Consider the following 21,245-nt stretch of genomic DNA (forward strand, 5'->3'; position numbering starts at 1 on the left):
AAAAACCGCTGGGTGGGCACTCCGCCATGACCGATCAATTGCGCTACACTGCGCCGCTTGTGCAGATCGAAGAGTTTGAAGGACAACCATGACGTTCAAGGCGCCGGACAGCCTCGCCGAGCAAATCGCTCACCACCTCGCCGAACGTATCATTCGCGGCGAAATGAAGCCGGGGGAGCGCATTCAGGAACAGAAGGTCACGCTGGCGCTCAATGTCAGCCGCGGTTCAGTCCGTGAAGCCTTGCTGATCCTTGAGCGCCGCCACTTGATCGCGATTTTGCCGCGACGTGGCGCCCACGTGACCGAATTGACGGCGCACAAGGTACAAAGCCTGTGCACGCTGATGAGCGAGTTGTACATTCTGCTCGGCAATGCCGTGGCCAGCGGCTGGCAAGTCCAGGCCGACATGGCGCCGTTCGTGGAGATCCAGCAGCGCCTGACCGCCAGCTACGAACGCCAGGACATCCGCACGTTCGTCGACGATAGCTTCAGTGTGATGCGCGCCGCCTATCCGTTCGCCAACAACCCGTACTTGCAGGAAACCGTCGAGAATTTGCAGCCGGCCATGAGCCGCGCGTATTTCCTCGCGCTGGATCAGCGCAAGGCCTCGATGAGCGAGTTCCTCGAGCTGTTCGAACGCTTGCTCGCTGCCGTGCTGGCTCGTGACTTTCCTCAGATCCGCGTGGTGCTGATGGCGTATGCCCAGCGCAGTTGCGATCTGGTGATTTCTGCCCTGACGGTCGCTTAAGCGTGCGGCTCAAATGCATCAAACTGGCGGGGTTCAAATCCTTCGTCGACCCGACCACGGTAAACTTCCCCAGTAACATGGCGGCAGTGGTCGGGCCCAATGGTTGCGGCAAGTCGAACATCATCGACGCCGTGCGTTGGGTGATGGGCGAGAGCTCGGCCAAGAACTTGCGCGGCGAGTCGATGACCGACGTCATCTTCAACGGCTCGACCAGCCGTAAACCGGTGAGCCAGGCGAGCATTGAGCTGGTGTTCGATAACTCCGACGGCACCCTGCTCGGCGAATGGGCCGCCTATGCGGAGATTTCCATTCGCCGCAAAGTGACCCGCGACAGCCAGACCACTTACTACCTCAACGGCACCAAATGCCGTCGCCGCGATATCACCGACATCTTTCTGGGTACCGGCCTCGGCCCGCGCAGCTACTCGATCATCGAACAGGGCATGATCTCCAAGCTGATCGAGTCCAAGCCCGAAGACCTGCGCAATTTCATCGAAGAAGCCGCTGGTATTTCCAAGTACAAGGAACGTCGGCGCGAGACTGAAAACCGTATCCGCCGCACCCACGAAAACCTTGCCCGCCTGACCGACCTGCGCGAAGAGCTCGAGCGTCAGCTTGAACGCTTGCACCGCCAGGCCGAGGCCGCCAAGAAGTATCAGGAATACAAAGGCGAAGAGCGCCAGCTCAAGGCCCAGCTGTCGGCCCTGCGCTGGCAGGCGTTGAACGAACAGGTCGGCCAGCGCGAGTCGATCATCGGCACCCAGGAAATCACCTTCGAAGCCCTGGTGGCTGAGCAGCGCAATGCCGACGCGGCCATCGAACGCCTGCGCGACGGTCATCACGATCTGTCCGAACGCTTCAATCTGGTGCAGGGGCGTTTCTATTCGGTCGGCGGCGACATCGCCCGGGTCGAGCAGAGCATTCAGCACGGTCAGCAACGTTTGCGTCAGCTACAGGACGACCTGAAAGAAGCCGAGCGCGCGCGGCTGGAAACCGAGTCTCACTTGGGTCACGACCGCACCTTGCTGCTGACCTTGGGCGAAGAGCTGGACATGCTCACGCCGGAACAGGAAGTCACCAGCGCCGCCGCCGAAGAAGCTGCTGCCGCGCTCGAAGAATCCGAAACCACCATGCATGGCTGGCAGGAACAGTGGGACGCGTTCAACCTCACCGCTGCCGAGCCGCGCCGTCAGGCTGAAGTTCAGCAGTCGCGGATCCAGCAGCTGGAAACCAGCCTGGAACGTTTGGCCGATCGTCAGAAGCGTCTTGGTGAAGAGCGTGCGTTGCTATCGGCGGATCCGGAAGACGCGGCGATCATGGAACTCAGCGAGCAGTTGGCGGCGTCCGAGGCCACGCTCGAAGACTTGCAGGCCAGTGAAGAGGCTCAGGTCGAGCGCCTTGAGCAACTGCGTCAGGAGTTGCAGCAAGCGCTTTCGGCGCAGCAGCAGGCCCAAGGTGATTTGCAGCGGCTCAACGGGCGATTGGCGTCGCTGGAAGCCTTGCAGCAAGCCGCGCTCGATCCCGGCACCGGCACTGCCGAATGGCTGCGCGAACAGCATCTGGCGGATCGCCCGCGTCTGGCCGAAGGCCTGAAGGTCGAGGCCGGTTGGGAGCTGGCGGTAGAAACCGTGCTCGGCGCCGACCTGCAAGCGGTGCTGGTGGATGACTTCGGTGATTTCGATCTGGCCGGGTTTGCCCAAGGCGATTTGCGCCTGCTCAGCCCGGCCACCGATGGCGTGCGAGTGCCCGGCAGTTTGCTCGACAAGGTCGAGGCGCAGATTGATTTGTCGCCATGGCTGGGACAGGTCAAACCGGTCGACAGCCTTGAACAGGCCTTGGCGTTGCGCGGGCAATTGGCTGCCGGGCAAAGCCTGATCAGCCGCGACGGTTACTGGGTCGGCCGACACTTTTTACGTGTGCGGCGGGCCAGCGAAGCGGAAAGCGGCGTGCTCGCCCGTGGCCAGGAAATCCAGCGTTTGGGCCTTGAACGCGAAGAGCGCGAAGCCACGGTCGAAACCCTGGAAACCCAACTTCAGAATCTCAGGGCGCAACAGCGTCAGCAGGAAAACGGCCGCGAACATTTGCGCCGTTTGCTGCAAGACGAAGCCCGTCAGCAAGGCGAATTGAAAGCCCAGCTGTCCGCCGGCAAAGCCAAGGTCGAGCAGTTGACGTTGCGCCGTACCCGTCTCGATGAAGAACTCACCGAGTTGAGTGAACAGCGCGCCCTGGAACACGAAAACATCGGCGAAGCGCGCCTGCAATTGCAGGAGGCTCTCGACAGCATGGCGCTGGACACCGAGCAGCGTGAGTTGCTGTTGGCCCAGCGCGACAGCCTGCGCGAACGCCTCGACCGGGTGCGTCAAGAAGCCCGACAGCATAAGGATCATGCGCATCAATTGGCGGTGCGCCTCGGTTCGCTGAAGGCGCAACACGACTCCACTCGTCAGGCCCTTGAACGGCTGGAAATGCAGTCCGAGCGCCTGACCGAGAAGCGCGAACAGTTGAGCCTCAATCTGGAAGAGGGCGAGGCGCCACTGGAAGAGCTGCGGCTGAAACTCGAAGAGCTGCTCGACAAGCGCATGACGGTTGACGAAGAACTCAAGACCGCGCAAATGGCCATGGAAGATGCCGACCGCGAACTGCGCGATGCCGAGAAGCGCCGCACTCAGGCCGAGCAGCAATCCCAGTTGATTCGCAGCCAGCTCGAGCAGCAGCGCATGGAATGGCAAGCGCTGACGGTGCGACGCAAGACGTTGCAGGATCAATTGCTCGAAGACGGCTACGACCTCAACGGCGTGCTCGCCACGCTGCTGGCCGGGGCCAACGAGAAAGACGCCGAAGAAGAACTCGAGCGCATTGCCGCGCGGATTCAGCGCCTCGGGGCGATCAACCTCGCAGCCATCGACGAATACCAGCAACAATCCGAGCGTAAGCGTTATCTGGATGCTCAGAACGACGATTTGGTGGAAGCGCTGGACACGCTTGAGAACGTCATTCGCAAGATCGACAAGGAAACCCGAAACCGCTTCAAAGATACCTTTGATCAGATCAATGGCGGTTTACAGGCCCTTTTCCCAAAAGTTTTCGGTGGAGGACGCGCGTATTTGGAACTGACGGGCGAAGATCTACTCGATACAGGGGTAACGATCATGGCGCAGCCGCCAGGAAAGAAGAACAGCACCATCCATTTGCTCTCCGGTGGCGAAAAAGCCCTGACCGCATTGGCCCTGGTATTTGCCATCTTCAAATTGAATCCGGCGCCGTTCTGCATGCTCGATGAGGTTGACGCGCCATTGGATGACGCTAACGTTGGACGCTACGCACGGCTGGTCAAGGAAATGTCGCAGACGGTGCAGTTCATCTACATCACCCACAACAAGATCGCTATGGAAATGGCCGATCAATTAATGGGGGTGACGATGCACGAGCCCGGTTGCTCGCGTCTGGTGGCAGTGGATGTGGAGGAGGCGATGGCCATGGTGGACGCCTGAGTCATTGCGTGTAGGGCAAGTATTATTGAGCTGTAGGGCTTTTTACCTGCCTTGACTTGCTGGCCAATCGACATAATTCGCGCAAGCCACTGTGAGAGACGGTGTAAAGTTGCCTTTGGTCGTGCTAGTTTAATGTCAATTTTTCGTATACGTGGGCAAAACGCCTGTCAGAACATAGAGTTGGCGCCACGTTTTAAAGCGGTTTACACAATGTAAACCCCTTATTTTTCAGCATTTTTTATAGAGGCACGGGATTACATGGAAATCGGTCTGCGCGAGTGGCTGATCGTCATCGGCATTATTGTCATTGCCGGTATTCTTTTCGATGGCTGGCGTCGCATGCGCGGCGGCAAGGGAAAACTGAAATTCCGTCTTGACCGAAGTTTGTCCAATTTGCCGGATGAGGACACCAGCGCCGAGCTGTTGGGCCCGCCCCGCGTGCTGGATACCCATAAAGAACCGCAACTGGACGAGCATGATCTGCCGTCGGTGAGCATGCCTGCCCGTGAACCTCGCGAGTCGGGTTCCAAGCGCGGCAAGCGTGGCCATGGCGAGCCGTCGCAAGGCGACTTGAATCTCAATCTGGATCTGGACGGCGGCCCGAGCTTCAACAGCCGTGACGACGATTTCCCGGATGACACCAAGCCTGCCAGCTCGGCCGAGAAAGATCAGCCGCAAGCCGAAGAAGTACTGGTGATCAGCGTGATCTGCCGCGACCCGGCTGGCTTCAAGGGCCCGGCACTGCTGCAGAACATTCTGGAAAGCGGTCTGCGTTTCGGCGAGATGGACATTTTCCACCGTCACGAAAGCATGGCCGGTAACGGCGAAGTCCTGTTCTCCATGGCCAACGCGGTCAAGCCGGGTGTCTTCGATCTGGATGATATCGATCATTTCAGCACCCCGGCGGTGAGCTTCTTCCTCGGTCTGCCAGGCCCGCGTCATCCCAAGCAAGCTTTCGACGTGATGGTGGCTGCTGCTCGCAAACTGTCCCAGGAGCTGAACGGCGAACTGAAAGACGACCAGCGCAGCGTGCTGACTGCCCAGACCATCGAACACTACCGTCAGCGCATCGTCGAGTTCGAGCGTCGCGCTTTGACCCAGAAGCGCTGACTCGAATGACTGGGGCGGGCTCTGGTGGCGAGGGGGCTTGCCCCCGTTGGGCTGCGAAGCAGCCCCTTCATTTCGGCAACCCCGTTATTCAAACACGCCGCATTCTCTGGTTTTACGACTGCTTCGCAGCCGAACGGGGGCAAGCCCCCTCGCCACATAGTGCAAGCCATCAGGCTATCGTGATTAAAAGATTGAGCAGCCTCGGCTGCTCTTTTGCTTTATGAGAGAACACCCATGACCGCCGCCAAAAACCGCATTCTAGAGCTGCGCGCCGAGCTCGATCAGCACAACTATCGCTACCACGTGCTGGACGAACCGAGCATTCCGGACGCCGAATACGATCGCTTGTTCCACGAGCTCAAGGCCCTCGAAGCAGCCCATCCCGAATTGATCACCAGCGACTCGCCGACCCAGCGTGTCGGCAGCGCGGCGCTGTCGGCGTTCACTCAGGTGCGCCATGAAGTGCCAATGCTCAGCCTGGGCAACGCCTTCGAAGAAACCGACATGCGCGAATTCGATCGCCGGGTGACGGAAGGTCTGGACTTGCCGGTCGGCGACCTGTTCGGCGGTGGCGCGGCGGTGGAGTACAGCTGCGAACCCAAGCTCGATGGCCTGGCGGTCAGTCTGCTGTACCAGGACGGTGTGCTGGTGCGTGGCGCCACACGCGGCGATGGCACCACCGGTGAAGACATCAGCGTCAACGTGCGCACCGTGCGCAATATTCCGCTCAAGCTGCATGGCACCGGTTGGCCGGCGACCCTGGAAGTGCGGGGTGAAGTGTTCATGTCCAAGGCCGGTTTCGAGCGGCTCAACGCCACGCAACTGGAAGTCGGCGGCAAGACCTTCGCCAACCCGCGTAATGCGGCGGCGGGCAGCTTGCGGCAGCTGGATTCGAAGATTACCGCCAACCGTCCGCTGGAATTCTGCTGCTACGGCATCGGCCAGATTTCGGCCGATATCGCCGACACGCACATCGGCAATCTGCAGCAACTCAAAGCCTGGGGCATGCCGATCAGTCATGAGCTGAAACTGGCCAATGGCATCGCTGAATGCCTGGATTACTACCGTGACATCGGCGAACGCCGTAATGCGCTGCCGTATGAAATCGACGGCGTGGTGTTCAAGGTCAACAGCATTGCGTCCCAGCGTGAACTGGGCTTTCGCGCCCGCGAACCGCGTTGGGCAATCGCCCATAAATTCCCGGCCATGGAGGAGCTCACCGAACTGCTCGATGTGGAGTTCCAGGTGGGGCGCACCGGTGCCGTGACGCCGGTGGCGCGCTTGAAACCGGTCAAGGTGGCTGGCGTCACCGTGGCCAATGCGACCTTGCACAACATGGATGAGGTTGCGCGGCTGGGCCTGATGATCGGTGACACGGTGATCATCCGTCGCGCCGGTGATGTGATTCCGCAAGTGGTGCAAGTGGTCGCCGAGCGCCGTCCGGAGAATGCCCGGCCGGTGCAGATTCCCGAGCAGTGCCCGGTCTGCGGTTCTCATGTCGAGCGTACGCAACTGGTCAAGCGCAGCAAGGGCCGCGAGACCATCAGCGAAGGCGCGGTGTATCGCTGTGTCGGCCGTCTGGCCTGCGGTGCGCAACTCAAGCAAGCGATCATTCACTTTGTCTCGCGCCGCGCCATGGACATCGAAGGGCTGGGCGAGAAGAGCGTCGAGCAATTGGTGGACGAAGGCCTGGTGAGTTCGCCGGCCGATCTCTATGCCCTGACGTTCGAGCAGATTGTTGATCTGGAAGGCTTTGCCGAACTGTCGAGCAAGAACCTGCTTGGCGCCATTGAAGACAGTAAGCGGCCGAGTCTGGCGCGGTTCATCTACGCCTTGGGCATTCCCGATGTCGGCGAAGAAACGGCGAAGGTGCTCGCGCGCTCTCTCGGCTCGCTGGAGCGGGTTCAGCAGGCGTTGCCGCAAGTGCTCACGTACTTGCCGGATGTCGGGCTGGAAGTGGCTCACGAGATTCACAGCTTCTTTGAAGACGCGCATAACCGGCAGGTGATCGCGGATCTGCTCAAGCACGGTATGCAGATTCAGGATCAGGGCGAGTTGGGTGCCGAATTTTCCGCCAGTACGACACTGGGCGGCTTCCTCGACAAGTTGCACATTCCGTCGGTCGGGCCGGGCGGGGCGCAGAAGCTTGCGGACAAGTTCGGCTCACTCGAAGCGGTGATGAGTGCTGATTGGCTGGACATGCGTCAGGCGCTGCCGGAGAAACAGGCGACTTCGGTTCGTGAGTTCTTTGCGGGCACGGAAAATCGTCAGCTCGCCGAAGCTGCCGAAAAGCAGCTGCGCGATTTCGGTATGCATTGGCAGAGTGAAAAGAAAGTCGTCGAAGGCTTGCCGCTGGCCGGGCAGACCTGGGTGCTGACCGGTTCGCTGGAGCTGATGAGTCGCGATGTCGCCAAGGACAAACTTGAAAGCCTCGGTGCCAAGGTGGCCGGTTCCGTGTCGGCCAAGACCCATTGCGTGGTCGCCGGGCCGGGCGCGGGCTCGAAGTTGGCCAAGGCCAATGAGCTGGGGTTGAAAGTGCTGGATGAAGAGGCGTTTGTGGCGCGTCTGAAGGAATACAACATCTCGATCTAGTGCAGGATCTGTGGCGAGGGGGCTTGCCCCCGTTGGGCTGCGTAGCGGCCCTAAAACAAGCAACCGCGATCTGTCAGACATACCGTGCAAGCAGGTTTTGCGACGGCTTCGCCGCCGAACGGGGGCAAGCCCCCTCGCCACAAAGAACGTGGAACGATCATGTTGGAGGAATGATCTAGTCTTCGCAGGCCCCAGGGAGAGATCGCCATGTACCGTTTTTTCGAACAGCTCAGTTCACGCATCGCCGCACCCTTCATGGGCGAGCGTTCGCGCAACAGCAAGGTCTGGCATTGCCGCTGTGGGCAGTCGCTGTTCTTTCGCAACAGCCAGTGCCTGGCCTGTTCGGCAGCGCTGGGCTATCAGCCGCAGCAGAGTCGCTTGTCGTCGTTGCAGCCCGGTCCGCAAGCGGATACCTGGTTGCTCGACACCGATCCCGAAGCTGGAGTGTTCCGCCGCTGCGCCAATCTCGACTCTCCGGCCGCATGCAACTGGCTGCTGCCGGCCAATGATCACGATGCCTTGTGCATTGCCTGTAGCCTGAATCGCACCATCCCCGACCTGTCGATCCCCGAGAACCACGAGCGCTGGCGCAAAGTGGAAATTGCCAAGCGTCGTCTGGTAGCGCAGTTGATCAGCCTGGGCTTGTCAGTCATTCCGAAATCCATGGACGAAGACATCGGTCTGGCCTTCGACTTCATCGGTATCGATCTCGAAGGCAAGCCGCCGACCACCGGGCATGCCAACGGTCTGATCACCCTCGATATCAAGGAAGCCGACGATGCCCATCGCGAGCAGGTCCGCGTGCAGATGCACGAACCTTATCGCACGCTGCTCGGTCACTTTCGTCACGAGACAGGGCATTACTACTGGGACCGCCTGGTCGCCAACAGTCATTGGCTGGAGCCGTTCCGCGGTCTGTTCGGTGACGAGCGAGCAAGCTATGCCGAGGCCCTTGAGCGGCATTATCAGCAAGGCGCGCCGCTTGACTGGCAGCAGCATTACGTCAGTGCCTACGCGACCATGCACCCTTGGGAAGACTGGGCGGAAACCTGGGCTCACTACCTGCACATGATGGATGCAGTGGACACTGCCCTGGGGTTTGGCATGAGTGCGCAGGAATTGGATTTCGATTACCAGCCGTTTCCGCCCAGTACGCTATTCGACCCGCAACACCCTGGCGGTCCGGCGTTCCTGTCGTTCGTCAACGCATGGATCGAACTGGCCGGCATGCTCAACGAATTGTCGCGCAGCATGGGTCAGCCGGATTTTTATCCGTTCGCCCTGCCGCCGGCGGTGATTGCCAAGCTGCACTTCATTCATCTGGTGATCCAGCAAGAGGGCGGCAGGGCGGATGAGGTGTTGGCGCAATAGGATCAAAAGATCGCAGCCTGCGGCAACTCCTACAGGTGTACGCCGATCCATGTAGGAGCTGCCGCAGGCTGCGATCTTTAAAGGTCAGCGCATGTCCTTGACCGGACTCATATTTTTTAATCTCCGCGAACGGTTGTAACTTCGTCTCAGATAGGTACAATGGCGCGGCTCGCCGTCAGGTGAGCGTCGTTATGGTGACCCCATCGGTCCCCCCGCAACGATTACCCGTGAACCTGGTCAGATCCGGAAGGAAGCAGCCACAGCGGGAACATTGTGTGCCGGGGTGTGGCTGGTGGGGTTGCCTCCATAACGCAGCACGAACCCTCTTTCGTGTTTTCTATTTAAACATACTGTTTTATTTTCCCTGCCATGGAGCTCATCCAGGGCGGTTTTTCGTCGTTTCCGAATTAAAGCGCGGGATATAAAAAAGGAGGCCGATCTGTCGCATTCGACAGATCGGCCTCCTTTCTTCATTTACTAGGCTTGGACAAGGCCTGGTCAACCGCTGCGATCAGCTTTCCCAGATCCTTCGGGGTGGCTTTGTGTATGACGCTGAACAGGTATGCCCGCTGTTCATCTTCGTCTTCCAGATCTGCGAAAAAGGCTTTCAGCTTCACGCCCAGCACGTCGGCAAGCAAAAACAATGCTTCCACGCTGGGGGTATAGGTGCCGGTTTCGAAGCGACTGATGGTTTTGGGGTCAAAACCGGTTTTTTCGCCGAGTTCAGCCTGAGTAAGCCCTGCGACCTTACGGTAGCGTCGGATGGCCGGACCCAAACTTGAAATTTGCATCGCTCAATTCCCATTTAGAATCAAGAACTTAACGATAGATTTCTGCATTAGGCAACTGCATGATCCATCACCTTGCTTTGCAAAATGTGATGCATTTCGTAGAATCGCCGCTTCGAAGGATTTTGGGGTGATCTGCTTTCTGAAGTTTAGGCGATATGAAAAAGCCAGCATTGCGTTCCCTGCCGGGTCTGCACAAAGGCCGCTGACGGTCTGAAGCCTCGCGAAATATTACCAGAGTCGGTGTTGCTACTTTGCCCTGGATCTTCGGCGGTCCGGGGTCATCAAATGCTGTTCATGGAGTGATAACGTGTCTCTGCGCAGTACGTCTCAAAACACCTCTTCCGGGCATCCTGCGCTGGTCGAGCGGTACCACCGCTAGCGACAGTGAGCCTGACTCATGGATGAGAAATACCGCAGGGCCGTGGATGCAGCCGCGATTTTTTCCGAGACCGATCTGGACGGCCGGATTACCTATGTCAACGATCAGTTCTGCGCCGTGTCCGGCTACAGCCGCGAGGAACTGCTGGGGCAGAACCATCGCCTGCTGAACTCCGGCCTGCATTCCGCCGATTTCTTCGCCGCCATGTGGCGCACCATCGCCCTGGGCAATATCTGGAAGGGCGAAATCTGTAATCGCGCCAAGGATGGCAGCCTGTATTGGGTCGACAGCACCATGGTGCCGGTGCTCGACGATGCCACCGGACGCGTTCACCGATACCTGTCGATTCGTTTCGACATCAGCGAAAAACGCCAACTGCTGCAATCCTTGCAATGGCGGGTCGGGCATGACGTGCTGACCGGGCTGCCCAATCGCGCCTTCCTGTCGGATTTACTCGATCAGGCGCTGGAATTCTCCCGGCATGAAAACATTCCGTTGGCGGTGTGCATGCTTGACCTCGACGGGTTCAAGGCGGTCAACGACGGTTACGGTCACGCCAGTGGCGATATGTTGCTGGTGGAAGTGGCCAAGCGTTTGCGCGACATTGTGCGCGGCGAAGACGTGGTGGCCCGACTGGCCGGCGACGAGTTCGTGCTGGTGCTGCGTTATGTGCGTGATCTGCCGGAATTGTGCGCAGCGCTGAATCGCGTGTTGGGGGCGATTTCGGCGCCTTACACGCTGCATGGCAAGGACATCAATGTGTTCGCCAGTATCGGCGTTACCCTGTTTCCCCACGACAACGAAGATGCCGAAACCCTGCTGCGTCATGCCGATCAGGCGATGTATGTGGCCAAGCAGAGCGGGCGAAACCGCTTTCATCTATTCGATGTCTCTCGGGATCAGGAGGTCAAGGCCACTCACCAGACCGTCGAGCGGGTGCGTCAGGCGTTGGTCGCCGGTGAGTTGCGCCTGCATTTTCAGCCCAAAGTGAACATGCGCCGTGGCGTGGTCGTCGGTTTTGAGGCGTTGTTGCGGTGGGAGCACCCACAAAACGGCATGGTGCCACCCCGGGAGTTTTTGCCGCTGGTGGAGGACACCGACCTGATCATCGATATCGGCGAATGGGTGATGGATCAGGTTCTGTCGCAGTTGCACCGTTGGCAGCAAGCGGGGCAGGGCTGGCCGATCAGTATCAATATCGCGGCGCGACATTTTCAGCGCACGGACTTCGTCGACCGGCTCAAGCACGTACTCGCTCGACATGCCCAGGTCGCCCCGCAGATGCTCGATCTGGAAATCGTCGAGTCGGTGGCGATCGAGAATATCCAGCATGTCAGTGCCTGTTTGCAGGCCTGTCAGGCGTTGGGGGTGCAGTTTTCCCTGGGTGACTTTGGCACGGGTTACTCGTCCCTGAGTTACCTCAAGCGTTTACGTACCCAAACCATCAAGATTGATAAATCGTTCGTGCGCGACATTCTGAATGATCGTGACGACCTGGCCCTGACCACAGCGGTGATTGGCTTGGCCCGCGCGTTCGGCCGGCAGGTGATTGCCGAGGGGCTGGAAAGCGTTGAGCACGGTGAATTGCTGTTGCGGCTGGGATGCGAAGTCGCTCAAGGCTATTTCATCGCGCGCCCGATGCCGCCCGGTGAGGTGCCGGACTGGGTGGCGGGGTTTGTCGCCCCGTTGCAATGGCAGGCACTCGAGCAGACAGCCTGAGCCATCGGCGCCCTGTAGCAGCTGGCGAAGCCTGCGTTCGGCGGCGCAGCCGTCGTAAAATCCTGAGTTCGCGTTTTAACTGGAAGACCGCAGGGCCTCTTCTCACGACTGCTGCGCAGCCGAACGCAGCCTTCGGCAGCTGCTACTGACCAGGATTGCCGGTATAGAGCCGGATGATGTCATCGATCTCCCCTGACATTTTCATTTGAAGCAACGTGTCCAGAATTCGTTGAACAGGCACCTTGGGGTCGTTGCGCACGTAACAACCGACGGTTTGTTCATGCACCAGCGCTACGCTTTGCAGTTGTCGGTCGGGTAGCAGGCGCTGGTTGAACCAGTCCAGGGTCCATTGGCTGCTCACGGCATAGCGGTAGCGTCCGGCCAGGAGTTTATCCAGCACCTGTTCCTGATTGCGCGCGTCATCGCGGTGCAGGCGGTCGGCGTCGAACAGCGGTTGCAGGGTCGGGTAGCTATAGCCGAGCACTGTGCCGATCGACTGCTGCGGCAGCTCTGCCGGGTTGACCGTGTCGGGTGAGCCTCGCCGGCCAATCAGCAAGTCGCGCTGAACCAGCAGTGGAACGCTCCAGATATAGTTGCCGGACAGGTTCGGCAGCCAGGATTGTGAAATATAACAGCGCACATCGACTTCGCCGTGTTCCATGGCGTTTTGCACCCGTGCCCGAGGCAAGACATGAAATTGCGCCGGCATGCCGACCTGTGTCGCCAGGCTGAGCATGATGTCGTGCAGAATGCCCTGGGTCGGTCGGCCGCCGCGCTCCATCTGCACCATGGGCATGGCCCAGCTGTCGGACACGACAAAGCGCAACGGCGCCTCGGCGGCTGCGACGCTCAGGCTGACCAACAGCAGTGCCCCCAAGGCAAAACGCATAAACGCTCCGGTACGGCTCTAACCTGAGCCAATAAAAGCCCCTCAAAGTGCAGCTTAGCCAGAATAGACGAGCGCACCGGATGCAATTTTGGCCTTGCTCCGCTAGCATTAGCCGCTTCTGTTCCTTCGTTGCGACGGTTTTCGATGAGTTATCAGGTTCTTGCACGTAAATGGCGTCCGCGCTCGTTCGGCGAAATGGTCGGCCAGACCCATGTGCTCAAGGCTCTGATCAATGCCTTGGACAGCCAGCGGCTGCACCACGCGTACCTGTTTACCGGTACCCGCGGGGTCGGCAAGACCACCATCGCGCGGATCATCGCCAAATGCCTGAACTGTGAAACAGGTATCACTTCGACCCCCTGCGGCGAGTGCTCGGTGTGCCGCGAAATCGATGAAGGCCGCTTCGTCGACCTGATCGAGATCGACGCCGCGAGCCGGACCAAGGTCGAAGACACCCGCGAGCTGCTCGACAACGTGCAGTACGCGCCGAGCCGCGGGCGCTTCAAGGTCTACCTGATCGACGAAGTGCACATGCTCTCCAGCCATTCCTTCAATGCGCTGTTGAAAACCCTTGAAGAGCCGCCGCCCTACGTCAAGTTCATCCTGGCCACCACCGATCCGCAGAAACTTCCGGCAACGATTCTTTCGCGTTGCCTGCAGTTCTCCCTGAAGAACATGACACCGGAGCGGGTGGTCGAGCATTTGACTCACGTGCTGAGCGTCGAGAACGTGCCGTTCGAAGACGACGCGCTGTGGCTGCTGGGTCGCGCCGCCGACGGTTCGATGCGCGACGCCATGAGCCTGACCGATCAGGCCATCGCTTTCGGTGAAGGCAAGGTCATGGCCGCCGACGTGCGGGCCATGCTCGGTACTCTCGATCACGGCCAGGTCTACGACGTTTTGCATGCGCTGATCGAAGGCGACGCCAAGGCGTTGCTCGAAGCCGTGCGCCATCTGGCCGAACAAGGCCCGGACTGGAACGGCGTGCTCTCGGAAATTCTCAATGTGCTGCACCGTGTCGCCATCGCCCAGGCCCTGCCTGAAGGCGTCGACAACGGCCATGGCGACCGTGATCGGGTCCTGGCGCTGGCCCAGGCGCTTCCGGCCGAAGATGTGCAGTTCTATTACCAGATGGGCCTGATCGGTCGGCGGGATTTGCCGCTGGCGCCGGACCCGCGCGGTGGCTTCGAGATGGTCCTGCTGCGAATGCTCGCGTTCCGGCCGGCAGACACTGCGGACGCGCCGAGGCAACCGCTAAAGCCAGTGGGGATCAGCCAGGCCACAGTTGATTCCGCAAACTCGGTGGCTGCCGCGTCGGTTGTTGCGCCGGTAGTCGCTACGGCCGTTACACCGCCTCCGGTTGCGCCTGTGGTTGCACCAGCCCCTGTCCCGGTAGCTGCGCCTGAGCCGGTCGCGCCCGTGATCGCGCATGAGCCCGAGCCTGAGGCTGTTGTCGAGCCCGTAGCGGTCGAAGAGATCGTCGATCTGCCGTGGAACGACCCGGTAGAGCCCGAAGTTGTCCAGCAGCCCGCCGTCGAGTCGGTGCTGGAAACGGCTGGCGAACAACCCGAATTGCCACCGATGCCCATGCCGACCCCGGACAGTGTGGTGCCGGATGCGCCGGAATGGGCTGCTGCGCCGATCCCGGAACCGTCCGTGGCCGAAGTCGATGCCGCCACGCCAGGCATGGATCAGGACGACGAGCCGCCGCTGGACGAGGACTACATCGAGCCGGACATGGATTCGGCCTACAGCTACCTCGACGACCTGGCCAGCGAGCACACCGCCGAACCTGCGCCGGAACCCGAACCTGAACCGGCCGCGATGCCGGCCACCGGCCTGGCCCTGCAATGGCTGGAGTTGTTCCCGAAACTTCCGGTATCCGGCATGACCGCCAGCATCGCCGCCAACTGCACGCTGATCGCCGTCGATGGCGACAATTGGTTGTTGCACCTGGACCCGGCCCACAGTGCCTTGTTCAACGCGACACAACAACGTCGCCTCAACGATGCACTGAACCAGCTCCACGGGCGCACGCTGACCCTGAGCATGGAGCTGATCAAGCCCGAGCAGGAAACCCCGGCCCAGGCCTCATCCCGGCGTCGTGCCAATCGTCAGCGTGAGGCCGAGGAATCGATCCACGGCGATCCGTTCATCCAGCAAATGATGCAGCAGTTCGGGGCGGTGGTCCGTCACGATACTATTGAACCTGTCGAAGCCCTGGTCAGTCAGGGCTAATAACTGAAGGCGCTTGGCCACATTCGCCGGGCGCTGTTTTTATCCAAGTACTTTTGAGGTGATTCCCATGATGAAAGGTGGCATGGCCGGCCTGATGAAGCAGGCGCAGCAGATGCAGGAAAAAATGGCCAAGATGCAGGAAGAGCTGGCCAACGCCGAAGTCACCGGTAAAGCCGGTGGCGACATGGTCACCGTGGTGATGACCGGTCGTCACGACGTCAAGCGCGTAACCATCGACCCAAGCCTGGTCGAAGGCCTGAGCGAAGACGACAAGGAAATGCTGGAAGCGGTATTCGCCGCAGCCGTCAACGACGCCGTGCGCAAGATCGAAGCCAACAGCCAGGACAAAATGTCCGGCGTGACCGCTGGCATGCAATTGCCACCGGGTATGAAACTGCCATTCTGATTCGCCAACGCGCGTCGGATGGGTTCAAAAAAATGCCAGGCATCGCGCCTGGCATTTTTGTTTCTGCGCCCTCTTTGTAGGAGCGAGGCTTGCCCGCGAAGACGGCGGCACAGTCAACATTGATGTTGCCTGACACATCGCCTTCGCGAGCAAGCCCGCTCCCACAGGGATTACCTGAATCCTGTGGGAGCGTGGCTTGCCCGCGATGAAGTCACCTCGGTACAACTGACGAAACTTCGAACCCGACACCCATACAAAGGTCTGCTCCCTATACAGCCGAAATTCATCGATCGAGGAGGCGTTCGCATGCCGCAAGCATCGACTGTCAACCAGTCCTGCAACTTCGGCAAACGGGTGGTGCGGGTTGCGTGGACTGAGTAATTGACGCTGTTATTTGACGCTAAACAGAGGCGCGGGTATAAACCGCGTCTCGTTGTTATGTCGGATTTTTCCCCATGAGCTTCAGCCCTTTGATTCGCCAACTGATCGACGCCTTGCGAATTTTGCCGGGAGTGGGTCAGAAAACTGCCCAGCGCATGGCGTTGCAACTGCTTGAGCGTGATCGCAGCGGTGGTTCGCGACTGGCCCAGGCGCTGAGCCAGGCCATGGAAGGAGTGGGGCACTGCCGCTTGTGCCGCACGCTGACCGAAGACGATCTGTGCCCGCAATGCGCCGATCCACGCCGCGACGACACCTTGCTGTGTGTGGTGGAAGGTCCGATGGACGTTTATGCGGTGGAGCAGACCGGTTTCCGCGGTCGCTACTTCGTGCTCAAAGGCCATCTGTCACCCCTCGACGGATTAGGGCCGGATGCCATCGGCATTCCACAATTGATGGCGCGGATCGAAGAAGCGGGCACGTTTGCCGAAGTCATCCTCGCCACCAACCCGACGGTGGAAGGCGAGGCCACGGCACATTACATCGCCCAGTTGCTGAGCAACAAAGGCCTGATCGCCTCGCGCATCGCCCATGGCGTGCCATTGGGTGGCGAGTTGGAGTTGGTGGACGGCGGGACATTGGCGCATTCGTTTGCCGGGCGTAAGCCGATCTCGCTGTAACGGTGCTGTCTGGACTGACGTCTTCGTGAGCAACCCGCTCCCACATTTGATTTGTGTACGCCGCAAATCCCCTGTGGGAGCGGGCTTGCTCGCGAATGGCTCGCCTCGGTTTCCTTGATTCACACAGTCCACTTGAAAACCAAGCAAGCGCTCGGTTAACTTCGCTGAACCTTCAGTGGAGCTCGCCGATGCCTGCCTTTCAGGAATACTTCGACCCCAGCCACCAATTGGTCCGCGACAGCGTCAGACGTTTCGTCGAGCGTGAGATTCTTCCGGACATCGACCAGTGGGAAGAAGCCGAAAGCTTCCCTCGTGAACTCTACCTGAAGGCCGGCGCGGCGGGGATTCTGGGTGTTGGTTATCCCGAAGCCTTGGGCGGTAGCCATGAAGGGGACCTGTTTGCCAAGATCGCTGCCAGTGAAGAGCTGATGCGCTGTGGTTCCGGTGGTCTGGTCGCGGGGCTGGGCTCGCTGGACATTGGTCTGCCGCCGATCCTCAAGTGGGCCAGGCCCGAAGTCCGCGATCGCGTTGTGCCTCAGGTGCTGGCGGGCGAGAAGATCAGCGCCCTGGCTGTCACCGAGCCCAGCGGCGGCTCCGACGTCGCCAACCTGCAAACCCGCGCCGTGCGAGACGGCGACTTTTACAGGGTCAGCGGCAGCAAAACCTTCATTACCAGTGGCGTTCGTGCGGATTTCTACACCGTCGCGGTGCGCACCGGAGAGTCGGGTTTTGGCGGCATCAGTTTGCTGCTGATCGAGAAGGGCACACCCGGTTTCACCGTCGGTCGTCAGTTGAAGAAAATGGGCTGGTGGGCGTCAGACACCGCCGAATTGTTTTTCGATGATTGCCGGGTGCCGGCGGGTCATCTGATCGGGGCCGAGAACATGGGCTTCGCCTGCATCATGGGTAACTTTCAGAGCGAGCGCCTGGCCCTGGCGCTGATGGCCAACATGAGCGCGCAATTGGCGCTGGAGGAGAGCCTGAAGTGGGCTCGTCAACGGGAAGCCTTCGGCAAACCCATCGGCAAGTTCCAGGTGCTCAAGCACCGTCTCGCGGAAATGGCCACGGCGCTGGAGGTGTCACGGGAATTCACCTACCGCCAGGCAGCGAAAATGGCCGCCGGGCAGAGCGTGATCAAGGAGATTTCCATGGCCAAGAATTTTGCTACCGACACGGCTGATCGCATTACCAACGACGCCGTGCAGATCCTCGGTGGCCTGGGTTATATGCGCGAGAACCTGGTGGAACGGCTGTATCGCGATAATCGGATTCTGTCGATTGGTGGGGGAACGCGGGAAGTGATGAATGAGATCATCAGTAAGCAGATGGGGCTCTAATCTGCGGTGTAGCGGCTGACGCCATCGCGAGCAGGCTCGCTCCCACAGGGGATTTTCTGTGTACGCAAGTTCTGTGCATGACAGCGATTAACTGTGGGAGCGAGCCTGCTCGCGATGGCGTCGGTGCAGGCGCCGCCTTACTTATCGCTCAACGCAAACTGCGTCAGACAGAAAGTAGGAATCCCCATGTCTTCCAGCCGCTGCGAGCCACCCAGCTCCGGCAAGTCAATGATCGCCGCCGCTTCATGCACCCGCGCGCCCATGCGCCGAATCAGGTTCGCCGCCGCGATCAGCGTGCCGCCGGTGGCGATCAGGTCATCGAACATCACCACCGAGTCACCCTCGCACAGGCTGTCGGCGTGGACTTCGAGAAAGGCTTCGCCGTACTCGGTCTGATAACCCTCGGCCAACACGTCGGCCGGCAGTTTGCCCTGCTTGCGGAATAGCACCAGCGGTTTGTTCAACTGATAGGCCAGGATTGAACCGATCAGGAAGCCACGGGCATCCATGGCGCCGATGTGGGTGAAGTCTGCTTCGACATAACGATGGGCAAAGCTGTCCATCACCAGGCGCAGGGCCGTGGGCGACTGGAACAGCGGGGTAATGTCGCGAAAGATCACGCCCGGCTTGGGAAAGTCAATCACGGGGCGGATGAGGGATTTGATGTCGAAGGAGTCGAAGACCATCGTCGAAGTGTCCTGGCAGGCTGCAAACGTCGCAGTATAACGGCGGCTGAACCGTTTCGCTCAGCCGCCATTGCCAGGATCAGCCGTCGAGCGAGCCGCCGGCCAGGGCGCAGAGCTGGATCGGGTCGAGGATATGTATTTCTTTGCCCTCGGCGGCGATGAGTTCGTTTTGCTGGAAACGGGTGAACACCCGCGACACGGTTTCCACCGCCAGGCCCAGGTAATTGCCGATTTCGTTGCGCGACATGCTCAGCCGGAACTGGTTGGCCGAGAAGCCACGAGCGCGGAAACGGGCCGACAGGTTGACCAGGAACGTGGCGATGCGCTCGTCGGCGGTTTTCTTCGACAGCAGCAACATCATTTGCTGATCGTCACGAATCTCGCGGCTCATCACCCGCATCAACTGGCGGCGCAGTTGTGGCAGTTGCAGGGCCAGTTCGTCGAGGCGATCGAAAGGAATTTCGCACACCGAAGTGGTTTCCAGGGCTTGCGCCGAGACCGGGTGCTTTTCAGTGTCCATACCCGACAGGCCGACCAGTTCACTCGGCAAATGGAAGCCAGTGAGCTGTTCTTCGCCGCCATCGCTCAGGCTGAAGGTCTTGAGGGCGCCGGAGCGTACTGCATAAACGGAATCGAACGTGTCGCCCTGACGAAACAGGAATTCGCCTTTTTTCAGCGGGCGACCTCGTTTGACGATTTCGTCCAGCGCATCCATGTCTTCCAGATTCAAAGAAAGTGGCAGGCAGAGAGGTGCCAGGCTGCAATCCTTGCAATGGGCCTGGCTATGAGCGCGCAGTTTTACTGGCTCGGACATTTCTTTAATCCTTGTGGGAAAACACACATAAGCCGTAAGGGTAACTCACGGGAGGACATTCGGGCCAGCCTGCGACAATTTAACCGCAAGGCCTTAGATCACTCGTGAAAAGCGTTGAAGATTGGTGTGTTCCAGATACGCATCGAAAACCATGCACACCGAACGCACCAGCAGCCGGCCTGCGGGCTGTACGGTGATCCGCTCGTTGTCCAACTCGATCAGCCCGTCTTCGGCCATATCCAGCAGCTGTGGCCAAAGCTCGGCGAAATAACCACGAAAATCGATATTGAAGACTCGCTCGATTTCCAGGAATTCCAGGCTGAAATGGCAAATCAACTGCTGAATCACGGCTCTGCGCAAGCGATCGTCAGCGGTGCATATCAGGCCACGGCTGGTGGCCAGTTGAGCGGACGCCAATGCGTTCTGGTACTGGTTCAGGTCGCTGCTGTTCTGGCAGTACAAATCGCCGATCTGGCTGATTGCCGATACCCCCAGACCGATCAAATCGCAATGACCATGCGTGGTGTAGCCCTGGAAGTTACGTTGCAGCGTCGATTCTTCCTGAGCAATCGCCAAGTCATCGTCAGGCAGGGCGAAATGGTCCATGCCGATGTAGCGGTAACCGGCAGCCGTCAGTTGTTCGATGGTGCGCTGGAGCATTTCCAGCTTCTGTGCCGGTGCCGGTAGATCGTTGCCATTGATCCGCCGTTGCGGCATGAAGCGTTCCGGCAGATGGGCGTAGTTGAACACCGAGAGCCGGTCCGGTTGCAGGCTGATGACTTCGTCGACGGTGCGGGCGAAGTTCTCGGGCGTCTGCTTGGGCAGGCCGTAGATCAGATCGATGTTGATCGAGCGAAATTGCAGGGTCCGGGCAGCGTCGATCACTGCGCGGGTTTCTTCCAGGCTTTGCAGACGATTGACCGCCCGTTGTACCGCCGGATCGAGGTCTTGAACGCCAATGCTGACCCGGTTGAAACCCAGTTCCCGGAGCAGGCCCATGGTCGACCAATCAGCTTCGCGAGGGTCGATTTCGATGCCATAGTCGCCGGAATCGTCGTCGAGCAGATTGAAATGCTTGCGCAGCTGAGCCATCAACTGGCGCAGTTCGTCGTGGCTGAGAAAGGTGGGTGTGCCGCCGCCGAAATGCAGTTGCTCGACTTTTTGCGTCGGGTCGAGGTGGCAGGCAATCAGCTGGATTTCCTGTTCCAGGCGCCGCAAATAGGGCAGGGCGCGGCCACGGTCCTTGGTGATGACTTTGTTGCAGGCGCAGTAGTAGCAAATGTTCGCGCAGAACGGCACGTGCACATACAGCGACAGCGGCCGCAGGGCTTTACGGCTGTCGCGCAGGGCATGAAACAGGTCGAAGGTGCCGACCTGGCTGTCGAACTGCACGGCGGTCGGGTACGAGGTATAGCGCGGTCCCGCCAGGTCGTAACGGCGGATCAGATCTGTGTCCCAACGAATGGCGTCGAGCATGCGGGCATTCCCCCGGATAGGCTGGCAATGTCGGCGAGTCTAGGGAGAAGTGCGCAAAGGCATCTTGATTTGCATCAACAGTGATTGGCGACAGCGATAGCTTTTGTGGCGAGGGGGCTTGCCCCCGTTCGGCTGCGAAG

Annotated in this window: 15 protein-coding genes and 1 other RNA gene; 11 read left to right on the forward strand and 5 right to left on the reverse strand. The window is 59.8% G+C overall.

Features of this window, described 5'->3' with window-relative positions:
* Window positions 1–88 precede the first annotated feature (88 nt).
* The 6 genes from ACQKPC_RS16370 to ffs all read left to right on the forward strand — a co-directional run bounded on the left by ACQKPC_RS16370 (window position 89) and on the right by ffs (window position 9,610).
* Window positions 89–748, forward strand: coding sequence for a GntR family transcriptional regulator (locus ACQKPC_RS16370; RefSeq protein ID WP_427625532.1), 660 nt, complete (start codon window positions 89–91; stop codon window positions 746–748).
* A 2-nt stretch (window positions 749–750) separates the two neighbouring features.
* Entirely contained in the window at window positions 751–4,239 is a 3,489-nt protein-coding gene (gene smc, locus ACQKPC_RS16375; protein ID WP_427625533.1) for a chromosome segregation protein SMC, read from the forward strand.
* Window positions 4,240–4,497: 258 nt separating this feature from the next.
* Window positions 4,498–5,349: a cell division protein ZipA gene (gene zipA, locus ACQKPC_RS16380; protein ID WP_008067907.1), complete on the forward strand. Its 852-nt coding sequence runs from the start codon at window positions 4,498–4,500 to the stop codon at window positions 5,347–5,349.
* A gap of 234 nt (window positions 5,350–5,583) precedes the next feature.
* Complete coding sequence (gene ligA, locus ACQKPC_RS16385; protein WP_427625534.1) at window positions 5,584–7,941, forward strand: NAD-dependent DNA ligase LigA; 2,358 nt, start codon at window positions 5,584–5,586, stop codon at window positions 7,939–7,941.
* Window positions 7,942–8,148: 207 nt separating this feature from the next.
* Entirely contained in the window at window positions 8,149–9,312 is a 1,164-nt protein-coding gene (locus tag ACQKPC_RS16390) for a zinc-binding metallopeptidase family protein (protein ID WP_427625535.1), read from the forward strand.
* Between the two features lie 201 nt (window positions 9,313–9,513).
* Window positions 9,514–9,610, forward strand: an RNA gene (gene ffs, locus ACQKPC_RS16395) — signal recognition particle sRNA small type.
* Between the two features lie 172 nt (window positions 9,611–9,782).
* On the opposite strand, the gene ACQKPC_RS16400 is transcribed toward ffs, so the two are convergent.
* Window positions 9,783–10,103, reverse strand: a complete 321-nt coding sequence (locus tag ACQKPC_RS16400) for a helix-turn-helix domain-containing protein (RefSeq protein WP_008072451.1) — start codon at window positions 10,101–10,103, stop codon at window positions 9,783–9,785.
* A 397-nt stretch (window positions 10,104–10,500) separates the two neighbouring features.
* Here ACQKPC_RS16400 and ACQKPC_RS16405 point away from each other — a divergent pair, with 397 nt between their 5' ends.
* Window positions 10,501–12,201, forward strand: a complete 1,701-nt coding sequence (locus tag ACQKPC_RS16405) for a putative bifunctional diguanylate cyclase/phosphodiesterase (RefSeq protein ID WP_427625536.1) — start codon at window positions 10,501–10,503, stop codon at window positions 12,199–12,201.
* A gap of 142 nt (window positions 12,202–12,343) precedes the next feature.
* Here ACQKPC_RS16405 and ACQKPC_RS16410 read toward each other — a convergent pair whose 3' ends face one another.
* Window positions 12,344–13,090: a substrate-binding periplasmic protein gene (locus tag ACQKPC_RS16410; RefSeq protein ID WP_427625537.1), complete on the reverse strand. Its 747-nt coding sequence runs from the start codon at window positions 13,088–13,090 to the stop codon at window positions 12,344–12,346.
* A gap of 144 nt (window positions 13,091–13,234) precedes the next feature.
* On the opposite strand from ACQKPC_RS16410, the gene dnaX reads away from it, so the two are divergent.
* The 4 genes from dnaX to ACQKPC_RS16430 all read left to right on the forward strand — a co-directional run bounded on the left by dnaX (window position 13,235) and on the right by ACQKPC_RS16430 (window position 18,129).
* Complete coding sequence (gene dnaX, locus ACQKPC_RS16415) at window positions 13,235–15,328, forward strand: DNA polymerase III subunit gamma/tau (protein ID WP_427625538.1); 2,094 nt, start codon at window positions 13,235–13,237, stop codon at window positions 15,326–15,328.
* Between the two features lie 67 nt (window positions 15,329–15,395).
* Window positions 15,396–15,734: a YbaB/EbfC family nucleoid-associated protein gene (locus ACQKPC_RS16420; protein ID WP_007905413.1), complete on the forward strand. Its 339-nt coding sequence runs from the start codon at window positions 15,396–15,398 to the stop codon at window positions 15,732–15,734.
* A gap of 455 nt (window positions 15,735–16,189) precedes the next feature.
* The gene (gene recR, locus ACQKPC_RS16425) at window positions 16,190–16,792 is read left to right on the forward strand and encodes a recombination mediator RecR (RefSeq protein ID WP_008075173.1); all 603 of its coding nucleotides are present in this window, start codon (window positions 16,190–16,192) and stop codon (window positions 16,790–16,792) included.
* Between the two features lie 188 nt (window positions 16,793–16,980).
* Window positions 16,981–18,129, forward strand: coding sequence for an acyl-CoA dehydrogenase family protein (locus ACQKPC_RS16430; protein WP_427625539.1), 1,149 nt, complete (start codon window positions 16,981–16,983; stop codon window positions 18,127–18,129).
* 137 nt (window positions 18,130–18,266) lie between these two features.
* Here the strand turns inward: ACQKPC_RS16430 and ACQKPC_RS16435 are convergent, their stop codons facing one another.
* The 3 genes from ACQKPC_RS16435 to hemN all read right to left on the reverse strand — a co-directional run bounded on the left by ACQKPC_RS16435 (window position 18,267) and on the right by hemN (window position 21,105).
* On the reverse strand, window positions 18,267–18,815 hold the full coding sequence (locus tag ACQKPC_RS16435; protein WP_008075170.1) for an adenine phosphoribosyltransferase: 549 nt from the start codon (window positions 18,813–18,815) through the stop codon (window positions 18,267–18,269).
* Window positions 18,816–18,894: 79 nt separating this feature from the next.
* Window positions 18,895–19,629, reverse strand: a complete 735-nt coding sequence (fnr, locus tag ACQKPC_RS16440; RefSeq protein WP_427625540.1) for a fumarate/nitrate reduction transcriptional regulator Fnr — start codon at window positions 19,627–19,629, stop codon at window positions 18,895–18,897.
* 93 nt (window positions 19,630–19,722) lie between these two features.
* Window positions 19,723–21,105, reverse strand: coding sequence for an oxygen-independent coproporphyrinogen III oxidase (hemN, locus tag ACQKPC_RS16445; protein WP_427625541.1), 1,383 nt, complete (start codon window positions 21,103–21,105; stop codon window positions 19,723–19,725).
* Between the last annotated feature and the right edge of the window lie 140 nt (window positions 21,106–21,245).

This window comes from Pseudomonas sp. NPDC089918, from assembly GCF_050280605.1.
GTDB lineage: Bacteria > Pseudomonadota > Gammaproteobacteria > Pseudomonadales > Pseudomonadaceae > Aquipseudomonas.

What these genes read in the sequence shown, in the direction of transcription:
- ACQKPC_RS16405 (WP_427625536.1), top strand. Translation starts at nt 10,501, where the DNA reads ATGGATGAGAAATACCGCAGGGCCGTGGATGCAGCCGCGATTTTTTCC.
- recR (WP_008075173.1), top strand. Translation starts at nt 16,190, where the DNA reads ATGAGCTTCAGCCCTTTGATTCGCCAACTGATCGACGCCTTGCGAATT.
- hemN (WP_427625541.1), bottom strand. Translation starts at nt 21,105, where the DNA reads ATGCTCGACGCCATTCGTTGGGACACAGATCTGATCCGCCGTTACGAC.
- ACQKPC_RS16420 (WP_007905413.1), top strand. Translation starts at nt 15,396, where the DNA reads ATGATGAAAGGTGGCATGGCCGGCCTGATGAAGCAGGCGCAGCAGATG.
- ACQKPC_RS16435 (WP_008075170.1), bottom strand. Translation starts at nt 18,815, where the DNA reads ATGGTCTTCGACTCCTTCGACATCAAATCCCTCATCCGCCCCGTGATT.
- ACQKPC_RS16410 (WP_427625537.1), bottom strand. Translation starts at nt 13,090, where the DNA reads ATGCGTTTTGCCTTGGGGGCACTGCTGTTGGTCAGCCTGAGCGTCGCA.
- zipA (WP_008067907.1), top strand. Translation starts at nt 4,498, where the DNA reads ATGGAAATCGGTCTGCGCGAGTGGCTGATCGTCATCGGCATTATTGTC.
- ACQKPC_RS16390 (WP_427625535.1), top strand. Translation starts at nt 8,149, where the DNA reads ATGTACCGTTTTTTCGAACAGCTCAGTTCACGCATCGCCGCACCCTTC.
- ACQKPC_RS16430 (WP_427625539.1), top strand. Translation starts at nt 16,981, where the DNA reads ATGCCTGCCTTTCAGGAATACTTCGACCCCAGCCACCAATTGGTCCGC.
- ligA (WP_427625534.1), top strand. Translation starts at nt 5,584, where the DNA reads ATGACCGCCGCCAAAAACCGCATTCTAGAGCTGCGCGCCGAGCTCGAT.
- dnaX (WP_427625538.1), top strand. Translation starts at nt 13,235, where the DNA reads ATGAGTTATCAGGTTCTTGCACGTAAATGGCGTCCGCGCTCGTTCGGC.
- ACQKPC_RS16400 (WP_008072451.1), bottom strand. Translation starts at nt 10,103, where the DNA reads ATGCAAATTTCAAGTTTGGGTCCGGCCATCCGACGCTACCGTAAGGTC.
- fnr (WP_427625540.1), bottom strand. Translation starts at nt 19,629, where the DNA reads ATGTCCGAGCCAGTAAAACTGCGCGCTCATAGCCAGGCCCATTGCAAG.
- ACQKPC_RS16370 (WP_427625532.1), top strand. Translation starts at nt 89, where the DNA reads ATGACGTTCAAGGCGCCGGACAGCCTCGCCGAGCAAATCGCTCACCAC.